The organism is Cupriavidus sp., from assembly GCF_057315035.1.
Genome location: NZ_DBHKYV010000002.1, coordinates 452,032 through 476,657, shown reverse-complemented (window position 1 = coordinate 476,657; position 24,626 = coordinate 452,032). Strand labels below are relative to the sequence as shown.

Sequence of the window (24,626 nt, the reverse complement as noted above, 5' to 3'; positions counted from 1 at the left end):
CTCATGACTGACAAGCACATCACCACCATCGCCGCGCGTCTGCGCGACGCCGCGGCATCGCGCCAGACCATCGCTCCGGTGCGTGGCGAGATCGCCCTCGACGACATGGCTTGCGCCTATGCCGTCCAGCAGGCCAACGTCGACGCCCGTGTAGCGAACGGCGAGCGCATCGTCGGCCGCAAGATCGGACTGACCTCGCTGGCCGTGCAAAAGCAACTGGGCGTCGACCAGCCCGACTTCGGCGCGCTTTTCGCCGACATGGCCTATGGCGACAGCCAGCCGATGCGGTTGTCGCGCCTGATCCAGCCGAAGGTAGAAGCCGAAATCGCGCTGGTACTCGCGCACGACCTGACCCACGACAAGCACACCTTCGTCGACATCCTGAACGCCACGGCCTATGCGCTGGCCGCCATCGAGGTGGTTGATAGCCGCATTGCCAACTGGGACATCCGTTTCGTCGACACCGTGGCCGACAACGCCTCGAGCGCGCTCTTCGTGCTCGGCAGCCGCCCGGTGCCGCTGGCACAGGTCGACCTGACCGCCTGCGCGATGACGCTGTCGCAGGACGGCGAGGTGCTGTCGCGCGGTAGCGGCACCGCCTGCCTGGGCAACCCATTGAACGCCGCCGTATGGCTGGCCGACCGCATGGCTCGCCTGGGCACGCCACTGCGCGCAGGCGACGTGGTGCTCACCGGTGCATTGGGCCCGATGGTGGCGGTCACCGCACCGGGCACATTCACCGCCGAGATCGAAGGACTAGGCAGCGTCAGCGCGACGTTCAGCGACTAATCGAAGCGAAGGAAACCTCCACATGGCAACCACGAAACTCAAGGCAGCGATCATCGGCTCCGGCAACATCGGGACCGACCTGATGATCAAGATCCTGCGTCACGGCAAGCATCTCGACATCGCGGCAATGGTCGGCATCGACCCCGCCTCCGACGGCCTGGCGCGCGCTGCACGCTTCGGCGTCGCTACCACGCACGAAGGCGCCGAAGGCCTCGCCCGCATGTCGGTCTTCGACGAGATCGACTTCGTCTTCGACGCCACCTCCGCCGGTGCACATGTCAGGAACGATGCGTTCCTGCGCCAACGCAAGCCGGGTCTGCGCATGATCGACCTCACGCCCGCTGCCATCGGTCCGTATTGCGTGCCGGTCGTCAACCTCGATGCGCACCTCGACGCGCCCAACGTCAACATGGTGACGTGCGGAGGGCAGGCCACCATTCCCATCGTTGCGGCCGTGTCGAAGGTCGCGACCGTCCACTACGCCGAGATCGTCGCATCAATCAGCAGCAAGTCGGCCGGTCCCGGCACCCGCGCCAATATCGACGAATTCACCGAGACCACGTCGAAAGCCATCGAAGTGGTCGGCGGCGCCAGCAAGGGCAAGGCAATCATCGTGCTCAACCCGGCCGAGCCGCCGGTCATGATGCGCGATACGGTCTACACGCTGTCCGACCTCGCGGACCGAGCCGCGGTCGAGGCATCGATAGCCGCGACGGTCGCCACCGTGCATGCCTACGTGCCCGGCTACCGCCTCAAGCAGACGGTGCAGTTCGACGAGATTCCCGAGAATGCGCCGCTGAACGTGCCCGGTCTTGGCCGCTTCGCCGGCCTGAAGACCTCGGTGTTCCTCGAAGTCGAGGGCGCCGCCCATTACCTGCCCGCCTATGCGGGCAACCTCGACATCATGACCTCCGCCGCGCTGGCCACTGCCGAGCGAATGGCCGAGGCGATGCTGACGACCCAAGCGAATACCGAAGGAGCCCTGGCATGAATCTCAGCAAGAAAATCTATGTCTCCGACGTGACGCTGCGCGACGGCAGCCACGCCATTCGCCATCAGTACTCGATCCAGAACGTGCAGGACATTGCCCGCGCGCTGGACCGCGCCAGGGTCGACAGCATCGAAGTCGCGCACGGCGACGGCCTGCAAGGCTCCAGCTTCAACTACGGCTTTGGTGCCCACAGCGACCTCGAATGGATCGCCGCCGTGGCCGACGTGGTCGAGCACGCAAAGATCGCCACGCTGCTGCTACCGGGCATCGGCACCACCCACGACCTGAAGGCTGCCTACGATGCCGGCGCGCGCGTGGTGCGCGTGGCTACGCATTGCACGGAGGCTGACATCTCGAGGCAGCACATCGAATATGCCCGCGAACTGGGCATGGACACGGTCGGCTTCCTGATGATGAGCCACATGACCACGCCGGAGAACCTGGCGGTCGAAGCGAAGAAGATGGAAGGCTATGGCGCCACCTGCATCTATGTGGTCGATTCCGGTGGCGCACTGACGATGCACGACGTGCGCGACCGCTTCCGCGCCGTCAAGGCTGTGCTTAACCCCGAGACCGAGACCGGGATGCACGCGCATCACAACCTGTCGCTGGGCGTGGCCAACTCGATCGTCGCCGTCGAGGAAGGCTGCGACCGTGTCGACGCCTCGCTGGCCGGTATGGGTGCAGGTGCGGGCAACGCGCCGCTGGAAGTGTTCATCGCCACCGCTGAGCGCCTCGGCTGGAACCACGGCACCGACCTCTACACGCTGATGGATGCCGCTGACGACATTGTCCGCCCGCTGCAGGACCGCCCCGTGCGTGTGGATCGGGAAACGCTCGCCCTCGGGTATGCCGGCGTCTACTCGTCATTCCTGCGCCATTCGGAAGTTGCTGCGAAGAAGTACGGCCTCCGAACGGTCGACATCCTCGTCGAACTGGGCAAGCGACGCATGGTCGGTGGCCAGGAAGACATGATCGTCGACGTGGCGCTCGACCTCACGAAGCGCGCCGCCGTCGCACAGTCGTAGCCAACCAACGCGAGAGCATCCGCCAACAGAGCGGGACCGCGACATCCAACCGGAGACACCCATGAACTTGCCACGCCCCACCGACACCATCAACACCAGCGGCCTCGCTACCATCGGCCTCTGCCTGGCCATCGCCCTGCTCGAAGGACTCGACCTGCAGTCCGCCGGTGTAGCCGCACCGCGCATCGCGAAGGAGTTTTCGCTGTCCGTCGCCCAGATGGGCTGGGCATTTAGCGCCGGCGCCATCGGATTGCTGCCCGGCGCGGCACTCGGTGGGCGACTGGCTGACCGCCTTGGCCGCAAGCGTGTGCTGATGCTGTCGGTCGCACTGTTCGGGCTGTTCTCGCTGGCGACCACGCTGGTCTGGAACTTCGAGTCATTGCTGGCGGCGCGTCTGCTAACCGGCCTCGGACTGGGCGCGGCCATGCCAAACTTGATTGCGCTCTGCTCCGAAGCCGCCTCTCCGCGACATCGCAACACGGCGGTCGGCGCGATGTACTGCGGCATGCCGTTCGGTGCAGCGCTGGCAGCGGGCATTGGCATCGTCAGCCCGGCTGACGAGGGATGGCGGCATATCTTCTACGTTGGCGGATTCGGTCCACTGCTGATGCTGCCGCTGCTCGGCCTGTGGATGCGCGAGTCAACCCAGTTCGTGATGGCGAAGTCGGCCGGCCGCGCCGCCACGCCGGGCTTTATCGAGGCACTCGTCCGCGAAGGGCGTGCGCGTACGACACTGGCCCTGTGGATCAGCTATCTCGGCACGCTGATCGTCCTCTATTTCCTGATGAACTGGCTCCCGTCGATGGTGCTGTCAAATGGTCTTAGCCGCACGCAGGCTGGCGTGGCGATGATGATGTTCAACGTCGGTGGTGGCATCGGCGCGGTGGCTATCGCCAATGTGATGGACCGCTTCAACCGGCATTTCACGGTGATCGCCATGTACGTGGGCATCGCCGCCGCACTGGCGGGGCTGGCCGGGGCCGGCAGCAGCACCTCGATGGCGACAGGGGCATTCTTTTGCGGTCTGTTTCTCGTTGGCGGACAGTCCGTGCTGTATGCGCTGGCTGGCCAGGCATATCCGACCGAAGTACGCGGGACGGGCGTGGGTGCGGCGGTAGCCGTGGGCCGCCTCGGCTCGATCCTCGGACCGCTTGTTGCAGGACAACTGTTTTCCCTCGGCCAAAGCCCTTCGATGCTGGTAGCGGCCAGCATCCCGCTGGTCATCATTGCGGCATTGGCCGCGCTAACGGTAGTTGGCACCTTCTCATCGTTCAAGGCCAGCGCCGCCCTGCCCGACCGTCACGGCGCCTGATTCCACTCCGTACACACTCACAAGGAATCCATCATGCAAGCCATTACCGAAGCTTCCTCCAGTCGATTCGTCACCGTCCGTGACGGCGATACCGAGTTCCGCATCCACCTCAATGACACCGGCAACACGGGCAAAGAAACCGTTGTCATGCTCCACGGCTCCGGCCCTGGCGCCAGCGGCTGGGCCAACTTTAACCGCAATATCGACCCACTGGTCGAAGCCGGCTACCGAGTACTGCTTGTGGACTGCCCCGGCTGGAGCAAGAGCGACACCGTGGTGAACACTGGCTCACGCTCGGAACTCAACGCCCGCGTGGTTAAGGCCGTCCTCGATACCCTGGACGTCGAGCGCGCCCACCTCGTGGGAAACTCGATGGGTGGCCATAGCGCCGTGGCGTTCGCGCTTGCAAACCCGACCCGCGTCGGCAAGCTCATCCTGATGGGCGGCGGCACGGGCGGCCCGAGCCAGTTCGTACCGATGCCTACCGAAGGCATCAAGCTGCTTAACGGCCTGTACCGTGAGCCGACCATCGAGAACCTGAAGCGCATGATGAACGTCTTCGTCTACGACGCCAGTGCACTGACCGACGACCTGATGCAGGCCCGCCTCGACAACATGCTTGCCCGGCGAGACCACCTCGAGAACTTCGTCAAGAGCCTGCAGGCCAACCCGAAGCAGTTCACCGACTACGGCCCCCGACTGGGCGAGATTGCGGCACACACTTTGGTCATCTGGGGCCGCGAGGACCGCTTCGTACCGATGGACGTCGGCCTGCGCCTGATTGCCGGTATCCCGAACGCCGAGATGCATATTTACAATCGCTGCGGTCACTGGGCACAGTGGGAGCATGCGGATGCATTCAATCGGATGGTGTTGGACTTCCTGCGGAACTGAACGCGACGGATAGGCCACTGCTCGCTTCATTTGGGAGTTACAGCCTCTCGAATCGAATGGCTGAACGAGGTCACACATGCGTCAGTGAAGGCGTGGCGACCAGAGGGCCGAAATGGGTCGACGCGGACATCGGGCTGGCGTGGCTCGATGCCCGCTTTAGGTCGCTCATCTGTCGGTGAGCAAAATTCGCGCTTTAGAAGCGATGCCGCAGACCAATACCGCCGCCAACCTTGCTTCCCTTTACGCCCATGAAGGTCGGTAATGCATAGTTGCCGTTGATTCGGTTAAAGTCGACCTCGGCGTAGACGTCAGTCCGTTTGGAAAAGCTGTAGTCGGCAACGCCGGTGACCATGATTCGACTGCCATCCGCGTTACGCTGGCGGTCGTAGTGCGAGGCCACCGACATCGTGAGCGCAGGAGTTACATCCACGGCGAATCCGCCTGTGAAAACGTCGTTGCGCGTGGGACTGACGTCGAACCGGTTGTTCAGGTAACCAAAGGCAATCTTGACGATGCCGATGCGGTAGTTCCCGCCGAGACCCCAAATCTTGCGTGCCTCGGGCGTCGTCAGCGCATTGGCTTGCTGCCAGAACGCCCCTATGTCGAACGGACTCGCGCTGTAACCGACCGAGACCCCATAGCTGGAACTGCGCTTGGTCTGGCCAGGCACTTCTCCAAACGTGTAGTGCGAGCCAACCGACAGCGGTCCCCACTGACCAAAATACTTGGCCATGTTGTCCTGCCGCGGTCCGGTGTAGCTATTGATAATAGTGACCGGATCGAGATTGGGGTGACCATTTGGCTGGAAGCGCCCCGAAGCATCGTAGGCGGTAGTGAACTGCCGTCCAAACGTCAGACGGCCGATCCGATCCTTTTCCAATCCAATGATCGCCGTGCGGCCGAAGAGTCTGCCTTGTCCACCCGTTGACTGCTGCCCATAATTCGCTGTGGATGTGCCCTGGGATGACACACCGGTGCTCGGGTCGAACCCGCTTTCCAGCACGAAGAGCGCATTCAGCCCTCCTCCGAGATCTTCATTGCCCCGAATGCCCCAGCGCGACCCGTTGAAGTAGCCGTCCGTGAGCTCTGCCAGGTTCTTGTCTCCTGCATTGTTGTTGGAATATCGGATAGTTGTATCGATGATTCCATACAGCGTGACGCTCGAAGCCGACTGTGCCTGGGACTGCGTGACCGATGCCAGCAGTGCAACGCCCAGAAAGACCTTACCTTTCATTCGACCTTCTCCTCCGTTGTTGTTATCGGCTCGTCAATCGCTGGCGCGGCGAATCCAGCAAGCCGTATAGAAGCGCGCCGCGAGAATCCTGCGGTCGAACGCTCTCCTGCCTGACCCGCAGGCATCTTTTGTGCGTTTTGCCGCCCCTTATCGAGCGGATTTGAAATGGATCAGGCAGATGCCCTGGTTAGCCTGCGCCCCTGGGCATACGTCGCGGACGTTCAGGCAGAGGCGACAGACCAGTAGGTACGCGCATTGGTGAATTCGCGGATACCTGCAGCGGCAAGTTCACGGCCATAGCCCGACTTCTTCGTGCCACCGAACGGCACTCGGGCATCCGATGCCGTCATCGCATTGATGAACGCCGCGCCGCTGGTGACATCCTTGGCCACAGCGAGCGCGCGTTGAGTCGAGGCCGACCACACGCTAACCGACAGACCAAATGGCGTGGCGTTGGCCAGACGGGCGGCGTCCGCATCGTCCTTAGCAACCGCAATGGCCGCTACCGGACCAAACGTCTCTTCATCGAACGCCGCCATGCCTGGCTGCATGTTGCCGAGCACCGTCGGCGCATAGAAACTGCCAGACCCCTCCACGGCTTTGCCACCGGTCAGCAGCACCGCGCCCGCCTCGACCGACCGGCGCACTTGAGAATCCAGCGCTTCGCGCAGATCGGCGCGTGCCAGAGGACCCATCTGCGTTACGGAATCGTTCGGATTGCCCACAATCAGCGCCTGGGTCGCCTGCACAAACCGCTCTGTAAATGCCTTGGCGATGCCTTCTGCAACGATAAAGCGCTTGGCGCAGACACAGCTCTGGCCGGCATTGTTGAAACGAGCTTTGACAGCCGCAGGCACGGCCTTGTCGAGGTCCGCGTCCTCCAGCACGATGAAGGCGTCGGAGCCGCCCAGCTCCAGCACGGACCGCTTCGACGCGCGCCCCGCAGCCGCGCCAACCGCTGCGCCGGCGCGATTGGAACCCGTCAGCGTCACGGCGGCGATTCGGTCGTCTTCGATCAGACCGTCGATGACTTGCGGCACCTGAGGCTCCGCCACCACCAGCGTGGTGACGAGGTGCTTTGGCAGGCCTGCGTCGAGAAACAACTTCTCCAGCGCCAACGCACAGCCCGTGACATTCGGCGAGTGCTTCAACAAGACGCCGTTGCCGGCCGCAATCGTCGGGATCGCGAAACGCATGACCTGCCACACTGGGAAGTTCCAGGGCATCACCGCCAGCACCAGGCCGATCGGCTCGTAGCTGACCCATGCGTCCACGTTGTCGATGCTGGCCTTCTCATCAGCCAGGATACGGGCAGCGTTGTCGGCGTAGTAGAGCGCGGTGACGGCGGACTTTTCCATTTCGCCAGCGGCTTCGGCCAAGACCTTGCCCATTTCGGCAGTCATAAGTTCGGCGAAGGGCGTCGCTTGGCGGCGCAACTCTTCGGCCAGGCGGCGCAACGCAGCCACGCGCACGGTCAGCGGCTGCTGGCCCCAGGCCTTCGCTGCAGCATGGCCGGCGTCAACCGCGACTTCGATCTGTTCTGCAGTCCAGCCCTCATAGGTTTGCAGGACGGCACCGGTGCTGGGGTTATAGGTCGTAATGGTTTGGGTCATGACTATCCCTCGGAAGTCCGAGCTATGGAACATAGTGTTTGGAAGAGGCTCAATCCTTGCGGATGAGCAATGGGAGCGATGCCGTCAGCGATGCCGACACCATCAGGATGGCCGCCAAAGCCCAGATGCCTGCGGAAAATTGCCCCGTCGCCTCTTTCAGGTAACCCATGAGATAGGGGCCGGCGAATCCGCCCAGCGTGCCGATCGAGTTGATGAAAGCCAGTCCGCCGGCGGCCGCCACGCCGGTCAGAAAGCGCGTCGGAATCGTCCAGAAGATGGCGCGCGCCGAACTGACGGCGACGACAGCGATACTGAGTCCAGCCAGTTCCCACGCGAAGCCGTCGACTACCGTCGACAGTGCCAGCCCTACCGCGCCGAGCACGCATGCCAGGGCGAGGTTGAGGGTCGTCTTGCCGCTGCGATCCACGATGCGCGCCCAGATCAGCATGCCGATCACGGCAGCGATATAGGGGATGGTCGAGAGCAGCCCCACGGACATCGTGCTATAGCCACGGCCCTTCAGAATCAGCGGCAGCCAGATGCCGATGCCGTACGAACCGAGCACAAAGCCAAACTGGATGGCGGCCAGAAGCAAAACGCGACCGTCCTTCAGTGCGCCGAACAGCGCTTTCTTGGGCTTCTGTCGCGGCTCCTCCTCAAGCATTAGGATCAGCTCACTACGCTCTTCCTCGGTCAGCCAGTGTGCGTCCTTCGGATGGTCGCGCAGCAGGATCAGCACCGCGATGCCGATAAAGACCGCAGGCAGGCCTTGCACAACGAACATCCACTGCCAGCCATGCATGCCGAGCAGGCCATCGAGTTGCAGCAGCAGGCTCGACATCGGTCCGCCGATCACCGACGACAGCGGCACACCTAGCATGAAGAACGCAAGCACCCGCACGCGGTATTGCGCGGGGAACCAGCACGCCAGGAAAAACGTCACACCCGGAAAGAAGCCCGCTTCGGCCACGCCAAGCAGCAGGCGCAGCACGTAGAAGCTTGTCGGACCCTGCACCAGCGCCGTCGCCGTGGCCGCGATGCCCCAGGTGATCATGATGCGCGCCAGCCAGCGGCGTGCCCCGTACTTGTAGAGCGCAAGGTTGCTCGGAATCTCGCACAGGCAATAGCTGGCAAACAGGATACCGGCGCCCCATCCGAACTGCGCCGGCGTGAGCCCGATGTCCTGATTCATCGTCAACGCCGCAAAGCCCACGCTCGTGCGATCGATGTAGTTGAAGATGAATGCCAGCGTCAGCAAGGGCAATAGTCGCCAGGCGTTCTTGCTCATCGCTCGGCGCCGCACTTCCTGCTTCGCAGCTTCCGGTGAGACATCGGCATCGATCGACATCGAGTGGGAATACATAACGGTCCTTCTCTTCAAGACAAAAGCATGCCCTTGGCGGCTGGTAGCTCCGCCACGGGGCGGCGCACCGGACGATCGCGTCGGTGCGTCAAGGGTTGAGAACTGGTCTAGTCGGCGGCCACGTTCGCGGTCTTCACCACGGCCGACCATCGAGCCGATTCAGCGCGCATGAACCGGGCGAAGTCGTCGGGCGATCCGCCTGCCGGCTCCGCGCCAAGCTGGGCCAGCCGCTGCTTTGTCGCAGGCTCCTTGAGGATGTCGTTGACCTGCGCGTTCAGGAACTGGATGACCGGCTTCGGGGTGCCCGCCGGGGCAAGCAGCCCATACCATGCCGGGGCATCGAAGCCAGTCAGACCTGCCTCGGCGAACGTCGGAACGTCAGGCAGTTCGGGCAAGCGATGCAAGCCCGTGACAGCGATGGCGCGCAGCTTGCCACCTTTGAGTTGGGGCAGCGCCGACGCTGCGGTATCGAACATCATCTGTACCTGGCCGCCAATTAGATCAGTCACGGCCGGCCCACTTCCCTTGTAAGGGACGTGGATCATCTCGGCGTTGACCATGCTGCGAAAGAGCTCACCGGCCAGATGCACCGAGGTTCCTTTTCCGCCCGACGCAAAGTTGACCTTGCCGGGATTGGCCTTGATGTAGCGGATCACTCCCTTGAGATCCTGCTCCGGGAAGCTCTTTGTCACGACCAGGACCGTCGGAGACGTGGCAATCTGTACCACGGGCACAAAGTCCTTCTCCGTGTCGTAGCGCAGTTTCTTGTAGACGAACGGATTGATCGACAAGGCGACCTGTCCGAACAGCAGCGTCTGGCCATCGGGCGCGGCGCGCGCCGCCGCCTCGTTGCCGATATTGGTGCCAGCGCCGGGCCGGTTGTCGATCAGGAACTGGGCTTTGGTCTTTTCCGACAGGCGCGTGGCGATATAGCGCGACACGTTGTCGCTGCCCCCGCCAGGGGCGAACGGCACGATGATGCTGACCGGCTTCGACGGATAGTTGCTATTCGCGCCGGCACCGGCGATCAGTGACATACCGGCGAGCGTCGCCGCCAGCCATGACTTGAGTGGGTTCATGCTGTCTCCGAATGTTCTTATTTGTGTACTGCGGCACGGCGATGGATTCCCATCACCGTGCCAAACCGAAGGCTGAGATCAGGCCTTCGTGATGCTTTCGGCAACCGCCTTGCCGAAAGCGGCGCAGCCCATCGTGCCACCCAGGTCCGCGGTGCGCGTGGCTGGGTTCGCCAGCACCTTGTCGACGGCCGCATCGATGGCCGCAGCGGCCGCCACGAAGTTGGGCTTGGCGCGGTGCTCGCCCAGCCATTGCACCAGCATGGCGACGGACAGGATCATCGACGTCGGGTTAGCTTTGTCCTGCCCCTGGATATCCGGGGCCGAACCATGCTGGGCCTGCGCGCAGCAAAGGTTGTCGCCCGCCATCACCGAGCCGCCCAGACCAAGGCTGCCCGACAGTTCGCTGGCCAGGTCCGACAGGATGTCGCCATAGAAATTCGTGGCAACGACTACGTCGAAGCGCGACGGGTCGCGCACCAGATACGCCGTCGACGCATCGACCAGCAGGTCATCGAACTTGACTTCGGGAAACTCGGCCGCCACCTTGCGCACTTCGCGCAGGAACAGTCCATCAGTCATATGGAAGCTGTTGGCCTTGTGGATCGCAGTCACATGTTTCTTGCGCTTCATTGCCAACTCGAATGAACGACGGGCAATACGCTCCGAGCAATGGGCCGTGATCTTGCGTACCGAAATGGCCATATCCTTCGACGGCATCATCTCGCCCCATCCTTCGTACATGTTGCGGTCGGGATAGAAGCCCTCAGTGGCCTCGCGCATGATGACGAGGTCCATGTTCTTGGCGCCCTTGCCCAGGAACTCACGCGAACGCGACGGACGCACGTTCGCGTACAGGTCCAGATCGCAACGGAACGCCGCCGAGATATTGCGGCCGCCCTTGTCCGGCGTCGGATAGTCTGCGTGGGACTGGGTACCCAGGATCACGCCGTCGTACGACGTGGCTTTGTCCAGCACCTCCTGGCGCAGGGTGGTACCGTGCTTTTCCAGGCTGACGAAGCCAACGTCTTCATAGTCGAACTGCAGGCCCAGGTCGAAGGCCTGATCGGCCTGCTTCAGGACGTCGATGGAAGCAGCAACGATTTCGGGGCCGATGCCGTCGCCCGGGAGAACAAGAATGCGCATGATGAAAACTCTCTGTTAAGCCTTGGGGGTCTGGTGTTCGGCCGATACGGGACGGGTTTCACCGCTATCGACCAGTGTGCGAGTGGCGTCGCTGGTTGCGTAGATCCACAGGATCTTCATCGGCGCCGTCTTCGACAGGTTGCGGAAGCGATGCGGGACGTTGGGCGGAATGAAGGTCGTATCCAGCGGCTTCAGGCGGTATTCGAGCCCGTCGATGTCGAGCATCGCCTCGCCCTCCACCAGCACCACGCTTTCCTGGCAGTTGTGGCTGTGGAACGGAATTTCGACTCCGCCGGCAAACGAGGTGTAGCCGGTGATAAAGCTGTCCGAACCAACGGACCGGCCAACCAGCGGGGTGGTGCTCGCGCCGCCGCCGCGATCATAGTTGGGCAATTCGTCGGGCTTGAGCAGTACTGCGCCCGAAGGGGTCTTGATCGTCATAGGAAACTCCTGCTAATACGTGGGTGCGTGGTCAGGCCGCCGCGCGGCCAAAGCCATAAAGACGGGCCGGGTTATCGACGAGGATGCGTTGCAGCAACGCGGGCGTTCTCGCCCAGCTAGCCAACTGGTTCAGTGCGCGCCCAGCGTCCTCTTTTCGGAAGGGCTCGATCTGGTCGAGATTGCCGTTGCGGTTGCCCGAACTGCCCGTATGGGGCCAGTCGGATGCCCACACCAAGCGATCTGAACGCGCCTCGATAAGTGTCTGGGCGAACTCGGTAACGTCTTCAAAATTGGGGGCACTACGCGATGCGCGATACGGCGCTGACAGCTTCACGTAGGCATTGCCGCGCTTGACCAACTCGACCACCGTTGCGAACGCGGCCTTCTGTTCGTCCTTCTTGTGAGCCTTGATGCCGGCGAAGTGGTCGAGTACCACCGGCACCTTTAGCTCGGCAATCTCGGTGGCCAGTTCGGCAATCACGTCGACATCCGCATAGACCTGTACCGCCCAGCCGAGTGGACCAACCAGTTGCTCGGCACGCTTCAACTGCGTCAGTGCGAATTCGTGGTTGCGCTGGCCGCTGACCTCCAAATTGAGGCGGATGCCCCTGACACCTTTGGCATGCATGGCATGCAGAGCCGCCGGTGAGGCCTTCTCCAGATCGACAACCGCCACACCGCGCGCCCGGTCGCCAAGCTGGCTGAGCGCATCAAGCAGCGCCGCGTTATCGAAGCCATAGACGCTCGGCTGCACCAGCACGATGCGATCGATACCAATCCGTTGCTCGAACGCGACCAGGTCTGCCACACGCGCTGCGGCCGGTGTGTACGAACGCTTGGCCGCAAATGGAAAGCGCGCACCGTCGAAGATGTGGACATGGCAATCACAGCTTCCTGCTGGTGGCTGGAACACGGGAGCGCTGACGTGGCGGACGAGGTCCTGATTCACGGTAGTTCCTTGTGGGGGTACACCAGTCGCATCAGCCGCCAGGGCGTCAAAGAGGGAAAGTCCGCTGATGGCCGCAAGGCCAGCCTGAAGCACTTGTCTGCGATGCACTGCTGTCTCCTGTTCTTGTGGGCTGCGCCACCATCCGGCAACGCGATGATTGGTATTTTATAAATTCAAAGAACCATGTAAAGGGTTTTTTGATGTAACAAAGGACCAAACTTCAGATGCGGATCTCGCCAAGCGTTTGGCAACAAGGGATTGCGGGCATTTTTGATGGTTTATCCGACGGTGCCGCGCATCGGTCCATTTTGAGACGCGAGCGGCGCCTTTTTGCGTGCTGCAACAGATTGGAACTTTGAGCAATCAAAAGACCGAATGCGGATGTGATAGCATGTGCCAATCTGGTTTGGAACGCTTCCCACATGGCCCGCCAACTTGCCGACGTCCTTGCGGCCAACATTCACCAATACATTTCTGCCGCCGGCATGGCGCCAGGAACCCGTCTGCCCGAGCGCGCGCTGGCCGAACAGTTCCGCGTGTCGCGCTCGCCGGTACGCGAGGCCCTGCGCCGTCTGGCGAGCCAAGCCGTGGTCAGTGCACATCCTGACGGCGGCTATGCGGTTGCCGAGGGCGGACCCGCCGTTACGACAAACGGCCACGAACCGAATACCGCACAAGGTGATGACGGCGAGGCGATCTATTTCAGAATTGCTGAGGAGCGGCTCAACGGAGTACTCCCGGACCGTTTCACCGAAAACGAACTGATGCGCCGGTATGGCGTCACACGCGCCCAGTTGGGTGCGATCCTGCGCCGCATGACGCAAGAGGGTTGGGTGGAGCGCTTGCCCGGCCACGGATGGATGTTCTTGCCTGTGCTGACGTCTGCTGAGACGTACAAGCAAGGCTACCGCTACCGCCTGCTAATTGAGGCTGCAGGCATCCTTGAGCCGACTTTCGAGCTCGACCGCGAAGCGTTGTTGCGCTGCCGTGCCGAACAGGAAGCGCTGGCCAACGGCGGTGCCCACACTGCCACTGCAGCCGCTCTGTTTGACGCCAACAGCCGTTTGCATGAAACCATCGCAGCGTGCTCGGGCAATGCCTTTATTCTCGAAGGGTTGCGTAGGCTGGACCGGCTCCGGCGACTTATGGAGTATCGGAAGGCCGTGGACCGCGACCAAGCCGAGCGCCGATGCCGCGAGCATTTGGATCTGATCGACATGCTGTTGGCTGGGCAACAGGAAGCCGCCGCGGATTTTATGCGCTTGCACCTCCGCAACGCTGTACGCGAAAAGTCAGATAGCTGATATGACTCCCCGCGTCAATCGAGATTGTTTTGGCTCGAGGTTGATAGTTTCACGTTGGCTCTCGCCAATTCCCTGAGGGCGGCGTAGCAGTAAGTCTCGACGGTGGGCTTTCGCAGCGGCTGCTGACGAATCCAGAGCCGCCGTACGGCGTCAAAAAATGGAGCCAAGCTAGTTTTATGTGTTTTTTTAATGCGTAGAACGTTACGCCTCGATCTTCACGACGTGGCTTTTTCGCTGAAAAATAGCGCCCGCGACGAATGACAGCCAAGCGCTAGTGAATGGTCGTTGGGCGCGCATCCTGTCAACGTCGCTTAGTGCGAGTCTGTCTGGATGTCCGGCATCCCGCTGCAAGCGATGGTGACTGGTTGGAGCCCTACAAGGTACAGGCGTTCGAGTCCGCGGCAGATTACGGTTCGGCGGGCTCAAGTTCAACCGATCTATGCCAAGGACTCCGGGAAGGACCGGCGTCGGCTCACGCGGCCATCTCGAGTGTGCACAACAAGTTCGGTTCTATGTTGAATAGCGAAGGCAACACCGGCTGCAATCGCCTCCGAACGATTGGGAAAATAGTGGCGGTCCTTTACGCCGTGCGGGCCTTCCACAATCCATTGAACACCTTCGATACGCAATACGTGAATGCATGCATGTGCCATGAATGATTCCCAACGAAGCGTAGTTCGCAATATAAAATAGCTAGGCAGATGTCAAGCGAGCCTAGGCGAAAATGCGTTAGGGCCGAGAGGGCTAGTGGACCCAGACTCGCCGATCAATCATCACTTGCGTGTGCCGCTTGTGCTTGTGCTACCTGCACCGCTTGCAGAGCCGCTGGTACTCGTGCTACCGCTTGGGCCACCATAGCCACCACTAGCGCCGGAGCTGGTTGGCGTTACGGCACCCGAGCCGGCCACGGATCCGGTACCTGTGCCGCTTCCCGCTGCGGTGCAGCCGCCGAGCGCAGCCAATACAAACGACAACGCCGTTAGAGTTGAGAATGTCTTGTTCATGTCGTGCTCCTTTGAGCGGAATTGGCGCCGGCGGCGTTGGGCAGAGACGCGAGGCGTACTGTTCAAACGCAAGACCCATTCCATTCGTGACTAGGGAAGAAGTGTCGACATTCGCTAATCTACCCTTCATATATGCCGTTAACCGAATCCCCTCTCTACGCATCGTTGTAAGATTTTCTGGCTCAGTGAGGAGATTGACCTCGTACATCATCCTGTGCTTAGCCTCGGATTCCGGTACCTCCGAGGCGACGGTTCCCTGTGTCGTTGAAAGCGGTGCAGCACAAGCCGTTGAAAATGAGAAGGTTGAGCCGGAGTGCGTTTCATACGGCAGATTTGATACAAGAGGCCGATGGTCGAGGAGCGCGAGGCGCACTTAGACTCATCCCTGATCGCGAGTTCGTAGAAAGCAAACGGGGAGCTGGACGCCTGGTGGTCACCGCGCGGAGCGACCGAGCAGGATGCTATGCGTCACGGTTATCGCGATGTCGTGCATGATCCGGCGCCGGCAACGCAATCTCGGTGTCGACGACCTGCTCCCCCATCGCATCGGTCACGCCATAGCGCAGAAACGGGGCTTTCCAATCGGCGCGAAACGTCACAAGCTCGCTAGTGCGCGGATCGATTTTTGGATGCGCGGTCATGCCCGTCGATAAGCTCGCATGCCGGCGGGTCGCCCCGAGTGTGTCGAGCGTCGATGTGATCGCCAGCGGCGCGCCGCCTTCGGCCAGCGCGAGTATCGCCCCCGCGTGCCGGATCACATTGACGTTCGGATTGGTGTCCGGCCATGACGACGCACTTTCCGGCACATGCGCGCACGCCCATCGTTGGGTACGCAGCCAGCGGTTGCGGTAGCCGGTCACACGGCCGCATTCGAATGCTATCCCGTGCAGCATCGCGGCCTCCGGCCACCACGACAGCACGCCGTTACCTTCGAAACGTCCTGACAGAGGGTTCGGGCCATTTCGCAACCAGCACGCCGTCGAGATCGTCTGGCACCTTTCCCGTTACACGCAGCGTAACGAGATCAATTTCACGCGCAACTGGCGCGACGGCACCAGCATTCAGATCGATGGATTTCATCAGTGTTCTTCTTTGTTGAACGCGTCACTCATGGTGCGTCGCCGTAGCCAAGCGCGAACACATGGTCGCGGACGTCGACAGGCCAGCCTGTTATCAGTGCGCCGAAACGCGGGCGATCGTCCGCGAACAACGCGCGCGCGGCTTCCTCGAAGCCGGGTAGATCGCCGGCCATCGCGGACATGAAGTGGTATGCACGCTCGTGTGCTGCGCGTCGAGTGTCACGCGGGGCATTCACGCGACGCGCGTCTTCGACGAGCTTTCGCAGCGCAACTGATGCACCGCCGGGCTGCTTCGAGAGCCAATCCCAATGACGCGGCAACAGCGTGACCTCACGCGCAATGACGCCTAGCTTTGGACGTCCCCTGCCGCGTGCTTCGCGCTGCGTGGTCCCGCAGTCGGCTTCGTCCGCGTGCTGCGCATCGGACTCTGCCTTCGTGAAGCGCGCAATGATCTCGTCGTCAGCGCCGCGTGTGTCGATGTCGATCGAGCGACCGGTCGCGTTGTCGAAAACCAGCACAGGCCCCACGGCGCCCCCTCCTATTGCACGCTTGACCGCAAGCGCGACGGCCGCGAGCGAGCCGGATGCGATGCGTCGGTGTCCATCAAAGGCGATGTGGGACGGAAGTGTGAAAAGAGGATTCATGGCGGCCGGCCTGATAGTGAAGGCATCAATTTATACCCGGGTAAAAATATTGTCAATATTACCCGGGTATAAACCTGCCTGACGCCGGCAACCGCCCCAACAGCACGTCCGTTGTGATTGAGAAAACTCCCTTCACGCAATGACGAGCCAAATGGCGGAATTGGGTCGGCTTCTGCCCGCCAGACGACTCAACGATATCCAACCGCAATCCGTGAGGTATGCGCATCCATATGGAAGCTTGTACCTTTTCAGCTTGTTGCCCTGAGCCGAGTGCATGCCATCGCGCTTTAAAGTTGAAAAATATTGAACATCACGTCCGCTGCATGCACAGTTGCGTCCGGGCTCCAATGCTTATAGTTCAGCACACATGACGCCGAAGCGGCAAGGTGACGGCGGCGTGGACCATCAAATAAACTGAACTACATTGCGCTGTACGTTTCGGCGCCTTTGGGAGAAAAAAACACATGCCGGCCATCAGCGCTCCCCAACGTACAGACACTTCCGCCGCCAGCATCTGGGCACAATGTCGCACCGCGGTGTTGTTGACGATAGTCGGCGGTGCCATCGACACCATCGGTTTTATCGCGCTGCTCGGCTTCTTTACCGCCCACGTCACCGGCAACCTGGTGCTCGCCGGCGCGGCCTTCGTAAAGGGCGGAGCAGGGCTGTGGATCAAGCTCGGCGCGATTCCACTGTTTATCGCCACCGTGGTGGTTGCCAAGATCTGGATCGATCGCTGCAGCCAGACGTACAAGACGCTGGGCTGGCTGTTCGTGGCCGAGGGGATATTCCTGCTGGGATTTATGGGCGTGGGGCTGTACTTCGATCCGTTCAGCGACCCGAACGCCGTCGAGCTCGCGTTGGCCGGTGGTCTGGGCCTGATGGCGCTGGCAATCCGCAATACCTCGAGCAAGACGCTGACCAAGAGCATCAGCCCCAGCACGATGATGACCGGCAACACTACGCAATTCGGTATTGATCTGTCGAGCTACCTCCGCGCACCGACTCGCGAACATCGGCTGGCTGTCCTGAAAAGCGGCAGCATCGTGCTCGGCTTCGTGCTGGGTGCTTTCCTCGGTGCCGTGCTCTATATGCAGATCGGTTTCTGGAGCGTGCTGCCGTTTATCGTGATCATCGCGTATCTGGCCAGCCTGTCCTTCCGCAATCAGTTCGAGTGAGCGCGTTCATGACTATCAACAAAAGCCGGCTCGAATCGTTCAGCGATGGTGTGATTGGCGTGAGCCTGACGCTGATGCTGTATCAGATCCAGTTTCCAACGGAATTCAACTGGAATGGCCTGCGTTTGGAAGCCCCGCATTTCTTTGGCTACGTGCTGAGCTTCATTTACGTCGGCATTTACTGGAACAACCATCACCACCTGTTCCAGATGGTGCGCGGCATCAACGGCAAGGTGATGTGGGCCAATCTGCATCTGTTGTTCTGGCTGACGATGATCCCGATCACCACCACCTGGACGGGCAAATCGGATTTCTCGTCGATTCCGACGGCACTCTACGACTTCGTGCTGTTCATGTGCGCGATCGCCTATTGGATTCTGGAGCGCGTCATCATCGCCACTGAGGGCAAGGATTCTTCGCTCGCAGGCACCATCGGCAAGGATCTGAAGGGCAGGCTGTCGCTGGTCGTGTATGTGTTGACCGTTGGCGTGAGTTTTTTCAGCACCACCGCCGCAACGCTGATGCTGATTGCAATGGCGGCATTCTGGTTCTTCCCCGATTCGCGGATCGAGAAATATCTCCTGTTACATTAACCCAAACCCTGCAAGTCATTGCCGTCGCACTACGACGACACGGATCGACTCGATAACACGATGTCTTTTGCTCTGGTGTCCAGGCGCACGAAGCCCGTGGCGAGAGGCTTCTGAATGCGCTGGCAGAGACCGAGGTAGACCGGGCGACGCCAAGTTCCGTCGCCTGCCCGGATATTGCTGAATCGAACGTCCGCAGTGCCGTGTGCCCGCAGTGCGCACACACGTGCAGGCGTTGCGCCAGCGTCTTTGGGCACGATCTCCAAGCACGCGGCGCAGCGCTGTGACGGTATTAACTAGCGCGTGTTCGAAACGTACAATCGCGTACCAGCCTCTACCGCTTTAGACCGTGACACCCACGGGCCAAGGTACGAATTCGTATTCCCCTACCCCAAGCGCCTCGCTTTTAGTCTTCGTCCCCGATGCATACTCCAGGATTCGTTTGAAGATCTCTTGGCCCATCTCATCGAGCGTCGCCTCTCCGTCAATAATGGGGCCGCAGTTGATGTCCATGTCGGCTTCCATCCGAACATACATTGGCGTATTGCTCGCGAGCTTGATCGTCGGTGCCGGAAATGAGCCAAAACACGAACCTCGGCCCGTTGTGAAGCAGACCAAGTTTGCACCGCCCGCGATTTGCCCAGTAGCCGAAACTGGGTCGTAGCCGGGCGTATCCATAAACACCAGGCCATGCTGGGTGATGGGCTCCGCGTACTCGTACACCTCCATCAAGGGAGCGTTGCCGCCTTTCTTTGCGCCGCCTAGCGATTTCTCGAGTACGTTGGCCAGGCCACCGGCGTTGTTGCCAGGACTGACTTGACCATTTATCTGCGTATCGCGACCGGCGTTGTAACGCAACCACCAGTCAATGCGAGCGACCAATTTTTTCCCAATTTCCGGTGTGCGTGCTCTCGCCGTTAGGGTGTGTTCGACGCCGAAGATCTCCGACGTCTCCGACAGGATTGCTGTGCCGCCATTCGCAATCAGCAGTTCCATGGCGCGTCCCAGCGCCGGGTTGGCCGACAAACCGGAGAAGCCGTCGGAGCCACCGCATTGCATACCAATCGAAATATGTTCCGCGGAGACCGGCTCACGTTTCGCGCGATTGGCTTCGGGCAGCAACTCGCGGACAATCGCCACACCAGCCTCGACGGCCTTACGGCTGCCACCCGCCTCACGGATAACCACGGTGCGTAGCGTCGGGCCGGGCAGCAGGTCCTGATCCTTCAGGAATGCCTGCAGCTCGTTCTCTTCCTTGCCATAGGCCACGACAAGCGCCGCGGCCGTGTTGACGTTCTTAATCGTCCCGCCCAGGGTACGTCGCAGCATCGCCATCGGCTCGCCGCTCACTTCCATGCCGGCGCCTTGGTCGTGCGCAAAGCCCGCAACGGCATCGACGTTCCCGTATTCAGCGATAGCCTCCTGCCGGAATGCTGAGGCGATTTTCCGCACTACCGTGCTAGCTCGATGGCTGATCGCAAAGATGCCAATAACGTTGCGGGTGGCCACGCGGCCGTCCGAGCGAACAATTCCCATGAAGCGGGCGCGCTGTGCGGGCGGCAAAATGTGTGTCGGCACGTAGTCCAGGCCATGGCGATAGTCCTTCACCACATCGTCGAACACGATGTTATGACTGTGTGCCCACGTACCGGCCGGCAGGTCGTCGCTCGCGAAGCCGATGACAGTGTTGTACTTGAGGATCGGCTCGCCTCGCTGGATTGCGCGTGTGGTGACCTTATGCCCAGCGGGTATTTTCTGCAGTGTCACCAGGCTCCCATCACCCTCGTTCGGCACCGGCGTGCCCTGCTCGACCTCGATGCGTGCAACGACGACATTGTCCTTGGGGTCCAGACGGATGAACGGGTTACGCAGCGCATCGGCGGAAGGCTTAGGGGCGGGCGGAAGCCGCAGGGGCTTCGGTTCTACAGTGACCTTGTTCATGACCTTTCCTTATGCGAAGACGCCCACCGACCAGGGCATGAATTTCGACTCACCCGTGCCAAAGTACTCACTCTGGGTTTCCTGACCTGACGCATACGCGAGCCATTGCTGTAGTAGGTTAAGACCCGCCTCTTGCAAGTCCGCACTACCGGCTACCAGTTGCGAACCGTCGACATCCAGATCGTCTTCATACTCGGCGAACTGGCTGGCACTGACGGCGACGTTCACGGTCGGCACCGCGGCGGCGCCAAACCCCGTAGCCTCAGGCCTAGCCACGCACAGCAGCGTCGCGCCCGAGGCCACTTGGCCGCTGGCACACACTGCCTCATGACTGGGCGAATCCATCAGCACCAAACCGCGTTGGTCTGCAGCGAGCGGCTCGGCGTATTTGACTGCAGCATCCAACACCCCAGTGCCATACCACGCGAGGACACCCGGCGAAGCCTTCTCCGGCTTTGCCGTATCGCGGCCAGCCGTGTAGTCGCCCCACCAGACGATTGTCTGTTCTACTTCATGCTTCAACGTTTCAGAACGGGCACGTTGCGCCAAGCCCGCGCCCGTGGCCAAGGTGTCCGATACGATGACTGTGCCACCAGCTGCGATCAATTGGTCGGCGGCCGCGCCGATGGCCGCCTGGACTTGTGATGCGCTCGAGTCGAGCACTTCACCCTGCAACCCAACGGTTAGGTGTGCAGCCGAAACGGGTTGTCGGGCCACCTGGTTGGCGGCGGGTAACATAGCCTCAATTGCTTTGACGCTGGCCTCAATGGCACTGGCGGTGCCCCCCACTTCCTGCAATACCACCGTATGGAGCATAGGGCCCTCTTCCAGCTCCTCTTGCTCCATGAATGCGTAGATATTGTTCCTGTCGCACCCCAAAGCCAGAACAACGGCGCCAGCCAGGTTTGCATTGCGGATACTGCCGCCTAGCGTGCGGCGCAGCAGGTCCATCGGCTCACCGCTCTTTTCCATACCGCACCCTAGCTCGTGGATGAACGGCACGACGCCATCTACGTTGGGATAGGCAGCCAGCCGTTCTGCCGTGAAATGGTCGGCCACCTTGCGGGCCGCAGTGGCGGCGCAGTTGCCGACGATCAGCACGCCCAGGTAGTTGCGGGTACCCACGCGACCATCGGCGCGTACATATCCCTGAAAATGGAGCGCCGAGGTATTAGCTGCATTGGTCATGGATTGGGGGTCTCTAGTCTCTAATATCGTCCGGCCGTCCCACGGCCTGGACGTTGTCCTTGCTTATGGCAACCTCTAGGCTTGAGCCTGAGGCTTGTCTCACATGCTATATACCGAAGCGCTCTTGCGAAATCTCTGGATGCGCTCCCAAAGCATGCATAAGCCGTTCGTTCCCAACATGTGGAAAAACGGGACCGTTTGTTACGGTTCGTCCGCGTAAGGCACGCCCGGCGCTACAGCGGAAGCTCAAAAAGGCAGCCGGAGAGCGCCGCTTTGCCCAATACATCGAGCGGCACCTCCTGTCGGGATGACGTGATGAAAAGCCGATCGCGCGCCAGCCCGCCCACGCAGACATCCGATGGGCATGGCACCGGCGTGCCCACCACGCGGTCCAGCGTGCCGTCTGGCAGGAATCGCATCACGTTCCAGCCGTCGCATAGTGCGGTCCAGATGCCGCCGCCCTCGTCAATGGCCAGACCATGCGGTCGCCCCGCTCCTTTGGGCACTGTGGCGAGCCGTCGCACGGCGCGATTTGCGGGGTCGAGCACTAAGATCGATCCGGACTCAGGGGTCGTGGCATAGAGATGACCGCCATCATCGGACCAGCGCAATGCCTGCACGGGTTCAGCAAGGGCCCACAGCGGCTGCCACGTTTCACCCTGACGCCAGGCGCCGATCTGACAGCCTCCGGCAGCCGCGGGCTTCGCTGCCCAGAGGGCACCTTCCCGGTCGACGCACAGCGCCAGTACGCCTGGGACTGCCCCTTGCCACCCTTCTGCTGGTCGAACGTTCCCTTCGGCATCCACGACTACCACGCCGTTGTCATGGAGCACCAGCAAATCGCCGCCCATTGGCTGCATTGCTCGTATTGGTGCTTCCAAGCGCGTTAGGACGCGCGGCAGCATCGTACCGTCTGGCGTCATATCGAGGCAGCGCACGGCTGGCGCGAGCACATCGGCCCACACCAATCGGCTGTCAGCCTCGCACCAGAATGGAAAAGCCCCCTGAAACGCCCATGGCCCGGGAACAGCCTGAACCTCCCCGAGCCGAGCATTGGGCTTGAGCGCACCAATTTCCGCACCTACGCGCCGTGCGGCTTCAGCAATCTCCGGTCCCAAGAGTTCCAGGCGCTGGCGGGTCAGTCGATACGCCGGGCCGGCCACGCTAATCGCGCCCCGCACCGCCCCCTGGCTGTCGACGATAGGCGCACCCACGCAGCGCACGCCGAGCACGATTTCCTCGTCGTCGATGGCATAACCGCGTGCTGCCGTGATGTTCAATTCGGCGTTCAACCTACGCCTGTCCGTAATCGTCAATGGGGTCAGCGGCTTGAGTGTGAGGTCGCGAACGATGCCGTCGCGCATCTCGCTGTTCATCGCTGACAGAATTGCTTTGCCTTGACTGGTGCAGTGCAGGGGCTTACGTTGGCCCAGCGCAGCCGCCGAGCGCTCACTATGCGCGCCGTCGCAACGTTCGAGCGAAATCACCTCCAGGCCGTCCAGCGTCGCCAGATAGCAGGTCTCGCCGGTCAAGTCGCGAAGGCCTCGCATCTCATTTGCAGCGGCAGCGACCAGGTCCGGCATCGTGTACGACTGGCGTGCCATTTCAAACCAGCGAAAGCCAAGTCGATAGACTTTCCGAGCCGGATCGCGACGCAACATGCCACGCGCTACCAGCGTGGCCAGCAGGCGATAAATGGTCGTTCGAGGCAAGGAAAGCTTCTCGGTCAGCTCCGTCTGGCTCAAGCCATCAGGAGCCGCACCAACGGCGTCCAGGACATCAATTGCCTTCTCTATTGCGCCGGTGCCGTCACCAGGATTCGCGGACATAGCAGTTTGTCTCAGTATTTGGAAATCAGCCGCCGATTCGCCCTCGACGTCAGTCTTCGGCCATTCTAAAACCGCCAAAAGCTGTCTAGGATGCCTCCAAGGCAGCGACGTAGCGCATTTGAGCCGCTCCAGCTGCGACAGTCCCAGCATATGGGATGAATCGGACTTCTACATACATCATCCATCCAGCGAGACAAGCATGCACGTCGTCAACCCCGCCCCGCTCACTACGATTCCGCAACGCGCACCGGCCCCTTATGTTCCGGATTCAGTGCTGGACCGCCTGGCGAAGGTAACCAGCGGATCACTCACGACTCAGCTCTACATCAAGGGATTCCGCCAGCCGGTGCTGCACGGACTGACGCCGTTGAACAAGAAGATCAAGCCGTTTGCGGGCCGCGCCTACACCATGCGCTTCATCCCGGCTCGTGAAGACATTGATGTCTACGGCAACCTGACCACGGAGCCGTCCGCTGACAACCTGCAATGGGTAGGCGTCGAGCAGATTGAGCCGGGCCATGTGCTTGTCATCGACAGCAATCGCGATGGTCGTGCCGCGTCGATGGGTAACATGCTCATCACCCGCATGATGATGCGCGGCGCGCGTGGCGTGATTACCGATGGCACGTTCCGGGACGGCGTCGAACTGTCGCAGATGGACTTCCCGATCTGGAGCACCGGTGTCACGGCCACTACGCGGCTGTCTTACCACCACGTGGCTGATCTTCAGGTTCCCATCGGCTGCGCCGGCGTGGCCATCTATCCCGGCGACGTGATCCACGGGGATGGCGACAACATCACCGTCGTGCCCGCCCACCTGGCCGAAGAAATGGCTGACCTGTGCGAGCGTCGCGATGACATTGAGGCTTACCTTGGGCTGCGTGTGCAGGCAGGCGAAGCACTGTGGGGCCTGTACCCGCCTAGCGAGGCCACGCGAGCACAGCACCGCGAGTGGGTGGCTGCTGGCCGCCCGCCGATTGCCCCCGTGGCACCTGCGGGCGCCGCGCTCGCCGCCGCGAACAGCCGATAACTC

21 protein-coding genes and 1 pseudogene are annotated in these 24,626 nt (G+C 61.5%); 9 read left to right on the top strand and 13 right to left on the bottom strand.

Features of this window, described 5'->3' with window-relative positions:
• The first annotated feature begins 3 nt into the window (after positions 1-3).
• The 5 genes from mhpD to ACO550_RS05715 all read left to right on the top strand — a co-directional run bounded on the left by mhpD (position 4) and on the right by ACO550_RS05715 (position 5,014).
• A complete protein-coding gene (gene mhpD, locus ACO550_RS05735; RefSeq protein ID WP_315595271.1) occupies positions 4-789 on the top strand; it encodes a 2-keto-4-pentenoate hydratase in 786 nt (261 codons plus the stop codon).
• Between the two features lie 22 nt (positions 790-811).
• Entirely contained in the window at positions 812-1,780 is a 969-nt protein-coding gene (locus ACO550_RS05730) for an acetaldehyde dehydrogenase (acetylating) (RefSeq protein ID WP_315595270.1), read from the top strand.
• Positions 1,777-2,808: a 4-hydroxy-2-oxovalerate aldolase gene (dmpG, locus tag ACO550_RS05725; RefSeq protein ID WP_315595269.1), complete on the top strand. Its 1,032-nt coding sequence runs from the start codon at positions 1,777-1,779 to the stop codon at positions 2,806-2,808. Before ACO550_RS05730 ends, dmpG begins: the two co-directional genes overlap by 4 nt.
• A gap of 61 nt (positions 2,809-2,869) precedes the next feature.
• Positions 2,870-4,120, top strand: a complete 1,251-nt coding sequence (gene mhpT, locus ACO550_RS05720; RefSeq protein WP_315595268.1) for a 3-(3-hydroxy-phenyl)propionate transporter MhpT — start codon at positions 2,870-2,872, stop codon at positions 4,118-4,120.
• Between the two features lie 33 nt (positions 4,121-4,153).
• Positions 4,154-5,014 carry an alpha/beta fold hydrolase gene (locus ACO550_RS05715; RefSeq protein ID WP_315595267.1) on the top strand — a complete coding sequence of 287 codons (861 nt, stop codon included), beginning with the start codon at positions 4,154-4,156 and terminating at the stop codon, positions 5,012-5,014.
• A gap of 193 nt (positions 5,015-5,207) precedes the next feature.
• On the opposite strand, the gene ACO550_RS05710 is transcribed toward ACO550_RS05715, so the two are convergent.
• The 7 genes from ACO550_RS05710 to ACO550_RS05680 form a co-directional block, all read right to left on the bottom strand.
• Positions 5,208-6,248 (bottom strand): porin, encoded by a 1,041-nt coding sequence (locus ACO550_RS05710; protein ID WP_315595266.1) that lies wholly within the window; start codon positions 6,246-6,248, stop codon positions 5,208-5,210.
• A 221-nt stretch (positions 6,249-6,469) separates the two neighbouring features.
• The gene (locus ACO550_RS05705; protein WP_315595265.1) at positions 6,470-7,861 is read right to left on the bottom strand and encodes an aldehyde dehydrogenase family protein; all 1,392 of its coding nucleotides are present in this window, start codon (positions 7,859-7,861) and stop codon (positions 6,470-6,472) included.
• A 49-nt stretch (positions 7,862-7,910) separates the two neighbouring features.
• Positions 7,911-9,224, bottom strand: coding sequence for an MFS transporter (locus tag ACO550_RS05700; RefSeq protein ID WP_315595264.1), 1,314 nt, complete (start codon positions 9,222-9,224; stop codon positions 7,911-7,913).
• A gap of 107 nt (positions 9,225-9,331) precedes the next feature.
• Positions 9,332-10,303 carry a tripartite tricarboxylate transporter substrate binding protein gene (locus ACO550_RS05695; protein ID WP_315595263.1) on the bottom strand — a complete coding sequence of 324 codons (972 nt, stop codon included), beginning with the start codon at positions 10,301-10,303 and terminating at the stop codon, positions 9,332-9,334.
• A 78-nt stretch (positions 10,304-10,381) separates the two neighbouring features.
• On the bottom strand, positions 10,382-11,446 hold the full coding sequence (locus tag ACO550_RS05690) for an isocitrate/isopropylmalate dehydrogenase family protein (RefSeq protein ID WP_315595262.1): 1,065 nt from the start codon (positions 11,444-11,446) through the stop codon (positions 10,382-10,384).
• Between the two features lie 15 nt (positions 11,447-11,461).
• Positions 11,462-11,887 carry a cupin domain-containing protein gene (locus tag ACO550_RS05685; RefSeq protein ID WP_315595261.1) on the bottom strand — a complete coding sequence of 142 codons (426 nt, stop codon included), beginning with the start codon at positions 11,885-11,887 and terminating at the stop codon, positions 11,462-11,464.
• 31 nt (positions 11,888-11,918) lie between these two features.
• Positions 11,919-12,836 carry an amidohydrolase family protein gene (locus ACO550_RS05680; RefSeq protein ID WP_315595260.1) on the bottom strand — a complete coding sequence of 306 codons (918 nt, stop codon included), beginning with the start codon at positions 12,834-12,836 and terminating at the stop codon, positions 11,919-11,921.
• Positions 12,837-13,258: 422 nt separating this feature from the next.
• Between ACO550_RS05680 and ACO550_RS05675 the strand changes: the two genes are divergently transcribed.
• The gene (locus ACO550_RS05675) at positions 13,259-14,140 is read left to right on the top strand and encodes a GntR family transcriptional regulator (protein WP_315595259.1); all 882 of its coding nucleotides are present in this window, start codon (positions 13,259-13,261) and stop codon (positions 14,138-14,140) included.
• Positions 14,141-14,577: 437 nt separating this feature from the next.
• Here the strand turns inward: ACO550_RS05675 and ACO550_RS05670 are convergent, their stop codons facing one another.
• The 3 genes and pseudogenes from ACO550_RS05670 to ACO550_RS05660 form a co-directional block, all read right to left on the bottom strand.
• Positions 14,578-14,793, bottom strand: a complete 216-nt coding sequence (locus ACO550_RS05670) for a DUF2188 domain-containing protein (RefSeq protein WP_315595258.1) — start codon at positions 14,791-14,793, stop codon at positions 14,578-14,580.
• Between the two features lie 805 nt (positions 14,794-15,598).
• Positions 15,599-16,224: pseudogene (locus tag ACO550_RS05665) on the bottom strand (carotenoid oxygenase family protein); the annotation flags it as partial.
• A gap of 28 nt (positions 16,225-16,252) precedes the next feature.
• The gene (locus tag ACO550_RS05660; protein ID WP_315595257.1) at positions 16,253-16,867 is read right to left on the bottom strand and encodes a DUF2239 family protein; all 615 of its coding nucleotides are present in this window, start codon (positions 16,865-16,867) and stop codon (positions 16,253-16,255) included.
• A gap of 464 nt (positions 16,868-17,331) precedes the next feature.
• Here ACO550_RS05660 and ACO550_RS05655 point away from each other — a divergent pair, with 464 nt between their 5' ends.
• Complete coding sequence (locus tag ACO550_RS05655; RefSeq protein ID WP_315595256.1) at positions 17,332-18,045, top strand: DUF1275 family protein; 714 nt, start codon at positions 17,332-17,334, stop codon at positions 18,043-18,045.
• 8 nt (positions 18,046-18,053) lie between these two features.
• Positions 18,054-18,638 carry a TMEM175 family protein gene (locus tag ACO550_RS05650; RefSeq protein ID WP_315595255.1) on the top strand — a complete coding sequence of 195 codons (585 nt, stop codon included), beginning with the start codon at positions 18,054-18,056 and terminating at the stop codon, positions 18,636-18,638.
• A gap of 339 nt (positions 18,639-18,977) precedes the next feature.
• On the opposite strand, the gene ACO550_RS05645 is transcribed toward ACO550_RS05650, so the two are convergent.
• The 3 genes from ACO550_RS05645 to ACO550_RS05635 form a co-directional block, all read right to left on the bottom strand.
• Positions 18,978-20,576: a UxaA family hydrolase gene (locus ACO550_RS05645; RefSeq protein ID WP_315595254.1), complete on the bottom strand. Its 1,599-nt coding sequence runs from the start codon at positions 20,574-20,576 to the stop codon at positions 18,978-18,980.
• A 9-nt stretch (positions 20,577-20,585) separates the two neighbouring features.
• Positions 20,586-21,764 (bottom strand): UxaA family hydrolase, encoded by a 1,179-nt coding sequence (locus tag ACO550_RS05640; protein WP_315595253.1) that lies wholly within the window; start codon positions 21,762-21,764, stop codon positions 20,586-20,588.
• Between the two features lie 233 nt (positions 21,765-21,997).
• A complete protein-coding gene (locus ACO550_RS05635) occupies positions 21,998-23,743 on the bottom strand; it encodes an IclR family transcriptional regulator domain-containing protein (protein ID WP_315595252.1) in 1,746 nt (581 codons plus the stop codon).
• A gap of 49 nt (positions 23,744-23,792) precedes the next feature.
• Here ACO550_RS05635 and ACO550_RS05630 point away from each other — a divergent pair, with 49 nt between their 5' ends.
• Entirely contained in the window at positions 23,793-24,623 is an 831-nt protein-coding gene (locus ACO550_RS05630; RefSeq protein ID WP_315595251.1) for an RraA family protein, read from the top strand.
• Positions 24,624-24,626 lie beyond the last annotated feature (3 nt).

Coding starts and splice junctions, on each gene's coding strand:
- ACO550_RS05660 (WP_315595257.1), bottom strand. CDS start 16,867: ATGAATCCTCTTTTCACACTTCCGTCCCACATCGCCTTTGATGGACAC.
- ACO550_RS05695 (WP_315595263.1), bottom strand. CDS start 10,303: ATGAACCCACTCAAGTCATGGCTGGCGGCGACGCTCGCCGGTATGTCA.
- ACO550_RS05670 (WP_315595258.1), bottom strand. CDS start 14,793: ATGGCACATGCATGCATTCACGTATTGCGTATCGAAGGTGTTCAATGG.
- dmpG (WP_315595269.1), top strand. CDS start 1,777: ATGAATCTCAGCAAGAAAATCTATGTCTCCGACGTGACGCTGCGCGAC.
- ACO550_RS05715 (WP_315595267.1), top strand. CDS start 4,154: ATGCAAGCCATTACCGAAGCTTCCTCCAGTCGATTCGTCACCGTCCGT.
- ACO550_RS05690 (WP_315595262.1), bottom strand. CDS start 11,446: ATGCGCATTCTTGTTCTCCCGGGCGACGGCATCGGCCCCGAAATCGTT.
- ACO550_RS05635 (WP_315595252.1), bottom strand. CDS start 23,743: ATGCTGGGACTGTCGCAGCTGGAGCGGCTCAAATGCGCTACGTCGCTG.
- ACO550_RS05645 (WP_315595254.1), bottom strand. CDS start 20,576: ATGAACAAGGTCACTGTAGAACCGAAGCCCCTGCGGCTTCCGCCCGCC.
- ACO550_RS05705 (WP_315595265.1), bottom strand. CDS start 7,861: ATGACCCAAACCATTACGACCTATAACCCCAGCACCGGTGCCGTCCTG.
- ACO550_RS05630 (WP_315595251.1), top strand. CDS start 23,793: ATGCACGTCGTCAACCCCGCCCCGCTCACTACGATTCCGCAACGCGCA.
- mhpT (WP_315595268.1), top strand. CDS start 2,870: ATGAACTTGCCACGCCCCACCGACACCATCAACACCAGCGGCCTCGCT.
- ACO550_RS05650 (WP_315595255.1), top strand. CDS start 18,054: ATGACTATCAACAAAAGCCGGCTCGAATCGTTCAGCGATGGTGTGATT.
- ACO550_RS05710 (WP_315595266.1), bottom strand. CDS start 6,248: ATGAAAGGTAAGGTCTTTCTGGGCGTTGCACTGCTGGCATCGGTCACG.
- ACO550_RS05640 (WP_315595253.1), bottom strand. CDS start 21,764: ATGACCAATGCAGCTAATACCTCGGCGCTCCATTTTCAGGGATATGTA.
- ACO550_RS05730 (WP_315595270.1), top strand. CDS start 812: ATGGCAACCACGAAACTCAAGGCAGCGATCATCGGCTCCGGCAACATC.
- ACO550_RS05655 (WP_315595256.1), top strand. CDS start 17,332: ATGCCGGCCATCAGCGCTCCCCAACGTACAGACACTTCCGCCGCCAGC.
- ACO550_RS05700 (WP_315595264.1), bottom strand. CDS start 9,224: ATGTATTCCCACTCGATGTCGATCGATGCCGATGTCTCACCGGAAGCT.
- mhpD (WP_315595271.1), top strand. CDS start 4: ATGACTGACAAGCACATCACCACCATCGCCGCGCGTCTGCGCGACGCC.
- ACO550_RS05685 (WP_315595261.1), bottom strand. CDS start 11,887: ATGACGATCAAGACCCCTTCGGGCGCAGTACTGCTCAAGCCCGACGAA.
- ACO550_RS05675 (WP_315595259.1), top strand. CDS start 13,259: ATGGCCCGCCAACTTGCCGACGTCCTTGCGGCCAACATTCACCAATAC.